This is a genomic window from Umezawaea sp., from assembly GCF_057122925.1.
The window spans coordinates 1-6,534 of the sequence record NZ_DBNGPQ010000018.1 but is presented as its reverse complement, the minus strand read 5'-3'; the positions used below and the strand labels follow the sequence as shown (position 1 = coordinate 6,534).

Below are 6,534 nucleotides of genomic sequence, written 5' to 3'. Positions count from 1 at the left end.
CGGCCCAGCCGACGCCGTCGGCGGATGCGGAGAACGCCTTGGAGCGGCCGTCGGCGGACAGGCCGCGCTGGCGGGAGAAGTCGACGAACGTCTCGGGCGTCGCCATCACCGTGGCGCCGCCGGCCAGCGCCAGAGAGCACTCACCGGACCGCAGCGCCTGCACCGCCAGGTGCAGGGCCACCAGCGACGACGAGCACGCCGTGTCGACCGTGACCGCCGGACCTTCCAGGCCGAACGTGTAGGACACGCGGCCGGACAGGACGCTGCCGGACGTGCCGGTGCCGACGTACCCGCTGACCTCCTCCGGGATCTCGGTGAGACCGGTGGCGTAGTCGTGGTACATCAGGCCCGCGAACACACCCGTCCGGCTGCCGCGCAGCGACGCCACGTCGATGCCCGCCCGTTCGACGGCCTCCCAGGAGGTTTCCAGCATCAGCCGCTGCTGCGGGTCCATCGCCAGCGCCTCGCGCGGCGAGATGCCGAACAGCGCGGGGTCGAACTGGCCCGCCTCGTGCAGGAACCCGCCCTCGCGGGTGTAGGTCTTGCCGACCGCGTCCGGGTCCGGGTCGTAGAGGCCCTCGACGTCCCAGCCGCGGTTCGTCGGGAACCACGAGATGGCGTCGGTGCCGCTGTCGACCAGCCGCCACAGGTCCTCCGGCGACCGGACGCCACCGGGGAAGCGGCAGGCCATGCCGACGATCGCGATCGGCTCGTCCGTGCCGACCGAGGCCGCGGTGAACTCCTCCGCCACCTCGTCGTCACCGACCAGCTCGGTGCGCAGGTGAGCACCGAGCGCGGTGGCCGTCGGGTAGTCGAAGACCAGCGTCGCGGGCAGCCGCAGGCCGGTCGCGCCGCTGAGCGCGTTGCGCAGTTCCACGGCGGACAGCGAGTCGAGGCCGAGTTCGACGAGACCGCGGCCGGGACTGATGTCGTCGGCCGAGCCGAAGCCGAGCACGGCCGCGACCCGCTCGCGGACCAGGTCGACCAGCAGCCGCTCCTGGTCGGTGGAGGAGAGTCCGGCCAGTCGCGCGACCCACGGCGCGGCGGCCGAGCCGGACGCTCCGGCTGCGGTGCGCCGACGCGGGACGCGGACCAGGCCGCGCAGCGCGTGCTGCACCTCGCCGGTCGCCTTCAGGGCCGGGAGGTCGAGCCTCGCGGGCACCAGGACCGGCGTGCTCGCGCGGAGGGCGCGGTCGAACAGCTCCATGCCCTCGGCGATGCCCAGCGCGGGCATCCCGGAGCGGGCGATGCGGGCCAGGTCGGCCTCGGAGAGCGTCGCGCCCATGCCGGAGTGCTGGTCCCACAGGCCCCAGGCCAGCGACACCGCCGGGAGGCCGAGGGAGTGCCGGTGGGTGGCCAGCGCGTCCAGCGCGGTGTTGGCGGCGGCGTAGTTGGCCTGGCCCGGCGACCCGAGGACGCCGGAGATCGACGAGAACAGGGCGAACACGGCCAGGTCGCGGTCCAGCGTCAGCTCGTGCAGGTGGTGGGCGGCGTCGACCTTCGGCGCGAACACCGCGTCGAGGCGTTGCGGGGTCAGGGATTCCAGGATGCCGTCGTCCAGCACCCCGGCGGTGTGCACGACACCGGTCAGGTCGGGGATGGTCGACAGGAGCGCTTCCAGCGCGGCGCGGTCGGACACGTCGCAGGCCACGACGTCGACCCGCGCGTCCAGGGCGGCGACCAGGTCGGCCGCGCCCGGCGCGTCGGGGCCGCGGCGGGACGTGAGCACCAGGTGCCCGACGCCGTGCTCGGCGACCAGGTGCCGGGCCAGGGCGGCGCCGAGCCCGCCGGTGCCGCCGGTGATGAGCACGGTGCCGCCGAGCGCGACCGGGTCGGCGTCGGCGGACGCCCGCGCCAGCCTCGGCACGAGCGCCCGGCCGTCGCGGAGGGCCACCTCGGGTTCGCCGGTCGCCAGGACCGACGGGAGGGCGGCGTGGATCTCGGCGCGGGAACCGGCGTGCACCAGCACGATCCGGTCGGGGTGCTCCTGCTGCGCGGACCGCACCAGACCGGGAACCCCGGCCTGGCCGGTCGTGTCGCCGGTCACCAGCACGAGCGTGCCGTCACCGCTGGCGAGGAACGACTGGATCTCCACCAGGACGTGGCCGGTGACGTCGCGGAGCGTCCCGTCCGGAACGACCAGCACCGTGGCGTCGTCCGCGGTGGACTCGGGTGCGACCGGAGCGGGCACCCAGTCGAGGCGGAACAGCGAATCGGTGTTCGCGGCGAACGTCTCGCCGGAGATGGGCCGCAGCGCCAGCGAACCGACGTGCGCGACCGGGCTGCCCCCGCCGTCGGCGACGTCGACCGACACCGCGTCGCCGCGGCCGGTGATCCGGGCCCGCAGCCGCGAGGCCCCGGCCGCGAACAGGGTCACGTCCGCCCAGGAGAACGGCAGGGACGCGGACTGCGCGCCGCCCGCGCCGATGCCGTGCAGCACCGAGTCGAGCAGCGCCGGGTGCGCGCCGAACTCGGCGGCGACCCGGTGCTCCGACTCGGGCAGTTCGGCCTCGACGTAGACGGTCTCGCCGTCGCGCCACGCGGCCTTGAGGCCCTGGAACACCGGCCCGTAGGCGAGTCCGGCGCGGGCCAGGTCCTCGTAGGTGCAGCCGAGGTCCACCGCCTCGGCGGCGGGCGGCCAGGTGGTGAGGTCGACGTCGGGCGTCCGGACGGCCTCGGTGAGCACACCCGCGGCGTGGGTGGTCCACTCGCCGCCGTCCGGCTGCGCGGACACCGTGATGCCGCGTCGGCCGGAGGCGTCGGCGGGGTCGAGTTGGAGGTGGACGTTGACCGCGCCGCCCTCGGGCAGCACCAGCGGTGCCTGGAGCAGCAGTTCGTCGACGTGCCCGCAGCCGACCTCGTCGCCCGTGCGGATGGCCAGTTCGAGCAGCGCCGTGCCGGGCACGACGACCGCACCGGCCACGACGTGGTCGCCGAGCCAGGCGTGCGTGGCGACGGACAGCCGCGCCGTGCCGAGGACACCGCCGTCGGGTGTGCGCAGCACCGCTCCCAGCAGCGGGTGCCCGGTCGAGCCGAGCCCGGCCGACGTGACGTCGCCGACCGACCCGTCCCCGTCGAGCCAGAAGCGCTCGCGCTGGAACGGGTACGTCGGCAGGTCGACCCGCCGCGCGCCGGTCCCGGCGAAGTAGGCGGCCCAGTCCACGTCGACACCGCGGGCGTGGGCGGCACCGACGGCCGCGACCAGGGTCTTGGCCTCGTCGCGGTCCCTGCGCAGGCCGGCGATCAGCACCGCGTCGGTGGCGCTCTCCGCGCCCATCGCCGTGAGCACGCCGTCCGGGCCCAGCTCCAGGAACGTCCTGACGCCCTGCGCTTCCAGGGTGGTGACCGCGTCGGCGAACCGGACCGTGCCGCGGACGTGCCGCACCCAGTACTCCGGGTCGGTGACATCACCGAGCAGCGGGATCTTGGGCTCGTGGAAGGTGAGCGTGGAGACGACGGCCCGGAACTCGTCGAGCATCGGGTCCATGAGAGGCGAGTGGAACGCGTGCGAGACGGCCAGCCGCTTGGACTTGCGGTCGGTGAAGTGCGCGAGCACCCGCTCGACCTCGGCCTCGTCGCCCGCGATCACGACGGAACGGGGGCCGTTGACCGCCGCGAGGGACACCAGGTCCGTGAGATGGGGCGTGACCTCGGCCTCGGTGGCCTGGAGCGCGACCATCGCGCCACCGGCCGGGAGCGCCTGCATCAGCCGGCCGCGGGCGCTGATCAGCGTGGCGGCGTCGTCGAGGGACAGCACACCGGCCACGTGGGCGGCGGCGACCTCGCCGATGGAGTGCCCGGCGAGGAAGTCGGGGCGGACGCCCCACGACTCGACCAGCCGGTAGAGCGCCACCTCCAGCGCGAACAGAGCGGGCTGGGCGAACTCGGTGCGGTCCAGGGTGTCCTGGTCGTCGATGCGGAGGTCGACCAGCGCGGCGATCTCGTCGAACGCGTCGGCGAACACGGGGAACGCGTCGTAGAGGCCGCGGCCCATCCCGGCCCGCTGCGAACCCTGGCCGGTGAACAGGAACGCGACCCGCCCGCCGACGACCTCGGTGGCCTCGACGGCGGTCAGCTCGCGGCGCAGGTCGTCGAGGTCGGAGACCGCGAGGACGGCCCGGTGCGTGAGGCGCGACCGGGAGGTGGCGAGGGAGAAGCCGAGGTCGGTCAGGTCGGCGTCGGTCCCCAGAAGCGCGGACGCCTGGGCCCGCAACGCCTCCGGCGACCTCGCCGACAGCACGACCGGCACCGCGGCGGGCGTCGTGCGGGCCGTCACCGGCTCCACGACGACCGGCGCCTGCTCCAGGATCGCGTGGGCGTTGGTGCCGCTGAACCCGAACGACGACACGCCCGCTCGGCGCGGCCGGTCGACCTCGGGCCAGTCGACCCGGTCGGTGACCAGGTCGATCGCTCCGGCCGCCCAGTCCACCTGCGGTGAGGGGGCGTCGACGTGCAGGGTCTTGGGCACGACGCCGTGCCGCATCGCCATGACCACCTTGATCACGGCGGCGACACCGGCGGCGGCCTGGGTGTGGCCGATGTTCGTCTTGACCGAGCCGAGCAGCAGCGGGGTTTCCCGGTCCTGGCCGTAGGTCGCGAGCAGGGCCTGGGCCTCGATCGGGTCGCCCAGCGCGGTGCCGGTGCCGTGCGCCTCCACCACGTCGACGTCCGACGCGGACAGACCGGCGTTGGCCAGCGCCGTGCGGATCACCCGCTGCTGCGACGGGCCGTTCGGGGCGGTCAGACCGTTGGACGCGCCGTCCTGGTTGATCGCGGAACCCCGGACCACCGCGAGGACCTGGTGGCCGTTGCGCTGGGCGTCGGACAGCCGCTCCACCAGGAGCATGCCGACGCCCTCGCCCCACGCCGTGCCGTCGGCACCGGCCGCGAACGCCTTGCAGCGCCCGTCGGCGGCCAGACCGCGCTGGCGGGAGAAGTCCACGAACGCGGCGGGCGTCGACATGATCGTCACGCCACCCGCCAGCGCCAGCGAGCACTCACCGGACCGCAGCGCCTGCACCGCCAGGTGCAGGGCCACCAACGACGACGAGCACGCCGTGTCGACCGTGACCGCCGGCCCCTCGAAGCCGAACGTGTAGGAGATGCGGCCGGACGCGACGCTGGCCGCGTTGCCGGTGCCGAAGTAGCCCTCGATCTCGGCGGGCAGCGAGTGCAGCCGCGTGCCGTAGTCCTGCCCGTTGCTGCCCGCGAAGACGCCGACCTGCCCGCCCCGCAGGGTGTCCGGGTCGATGCCCGCGCGTTCGAAGACCTCCCACGAGGTCTCCAGCAGCAACCGCTGCTGCGGGTCCATCGCCAGTGCTTCCCGAGGCGAGATGCCGAAGAACTTCGGGTCGAACTCCGCCGCGCCGTAGAGGAACGCGCCCTCGCGGGCGTAGGACTTGCCCGGTGCGTCGGGGTCCGGGTCGTAGAGGCCCGCCAGGTCCCAGCCGCGGTCGGTCGGGAAGTCGCCGACCGTGTCGACGCCGTCGACCACGAGGTCCCACAGCTGTTCCGGCGTCTCGACCCCGCCGGGGAAGCGGCACGCCATCGCCACGATGGCGATCGGCTCGTCCACCGGGATCGCGGTCGCGGTGGCGGCGAGGGCCGCCGGGCGCGAGCCGACCAGTTCGGAGCGCAGGTGCTCGGCGAGCGCGACGGGCGTCGGGTAGTCGAACACCAGCGTCGCGGGCAGCGCGAGCCCGGTCTCGGTCGCGATCACACCGCGGAACTCCACGGCGGTCAGCGAGTCGAAACCCAGTTCCTTGAACGCCTTGCTCGGCTCGATCGCGTCACCGGAGGAGTGGCCGAGGACGGTGGCGGCGTGCGTGCGGACGAGGTCCAGCACCAGGTGCCGCTGCTCGGGTTCGGCCAGGCCGGTCAGCCGCGCCGTGAGGCCGGTGCCCGCCTCGCTCGACGCGGTGCCCGCGAGGGCGTCGCGCGCCTGCGGGAGGTCGGACAGCAGCGGGCTGAGCCGCTCGGAGGTGAAGACGGGGCTGAACCGCGACCAGTCGACGTCGGCGACGGTCACCAGACCGTCGTCCAGCGCGATGGCCCGGCGCAGCGCGGCCAGCGCCAACTCGGGCGCCATCGCCTTGACGCCGCGCAGCCGCAGGTGCTCCTCGACGTCCTCGACGGTCGCCATGCCCGCGCCCGCCCACGCGCCCCAGGCCACCGACAGCGCGGTCAGGCCTCGGGCGCGGCGCGACTCGGCCAGCCCGTCCAGGTAGGCGTTCGCGGCGCCGTACGCGGCCTGCCCGCCACTGCCCCACGTGCTGGCGATGGAGGAGAACAGCACGAACGCGTCGACCTCGCCGACCAGCTCGTCCAGGTTCGCCGCGCCCGCCACCTTGGCCGCGACGACCCGGCGGAACTCGGCGACGTCCTGCGCGTCCAGCGCCACCAGCGAGTCGACGCCCGCGGCGTGCACGACGGCGTTCGGCGGGTACTCCTCCAACAGCGCCCTCAACGCGTCCCGGTCGGCCACGTCGCACGCGGCGACCACGACGGGAACGTCCAGCTCCTCCACCAGCTCGG

At 74.6% G+C, this 6,534-nt stretch carries 1 protein-coding gene; it reads right to left on the bottom strand.

All coding sequences use genetic code 11. The features are described from left to right. Positions 1-6,534 (bottom strand): SDR family NAD(P)-dependent oxidoreductase (locus tag AC156L_RS02770; protein ID WP_484406559.1); only part of this gene is annotated, 6,534 nt, incomplete at both ends.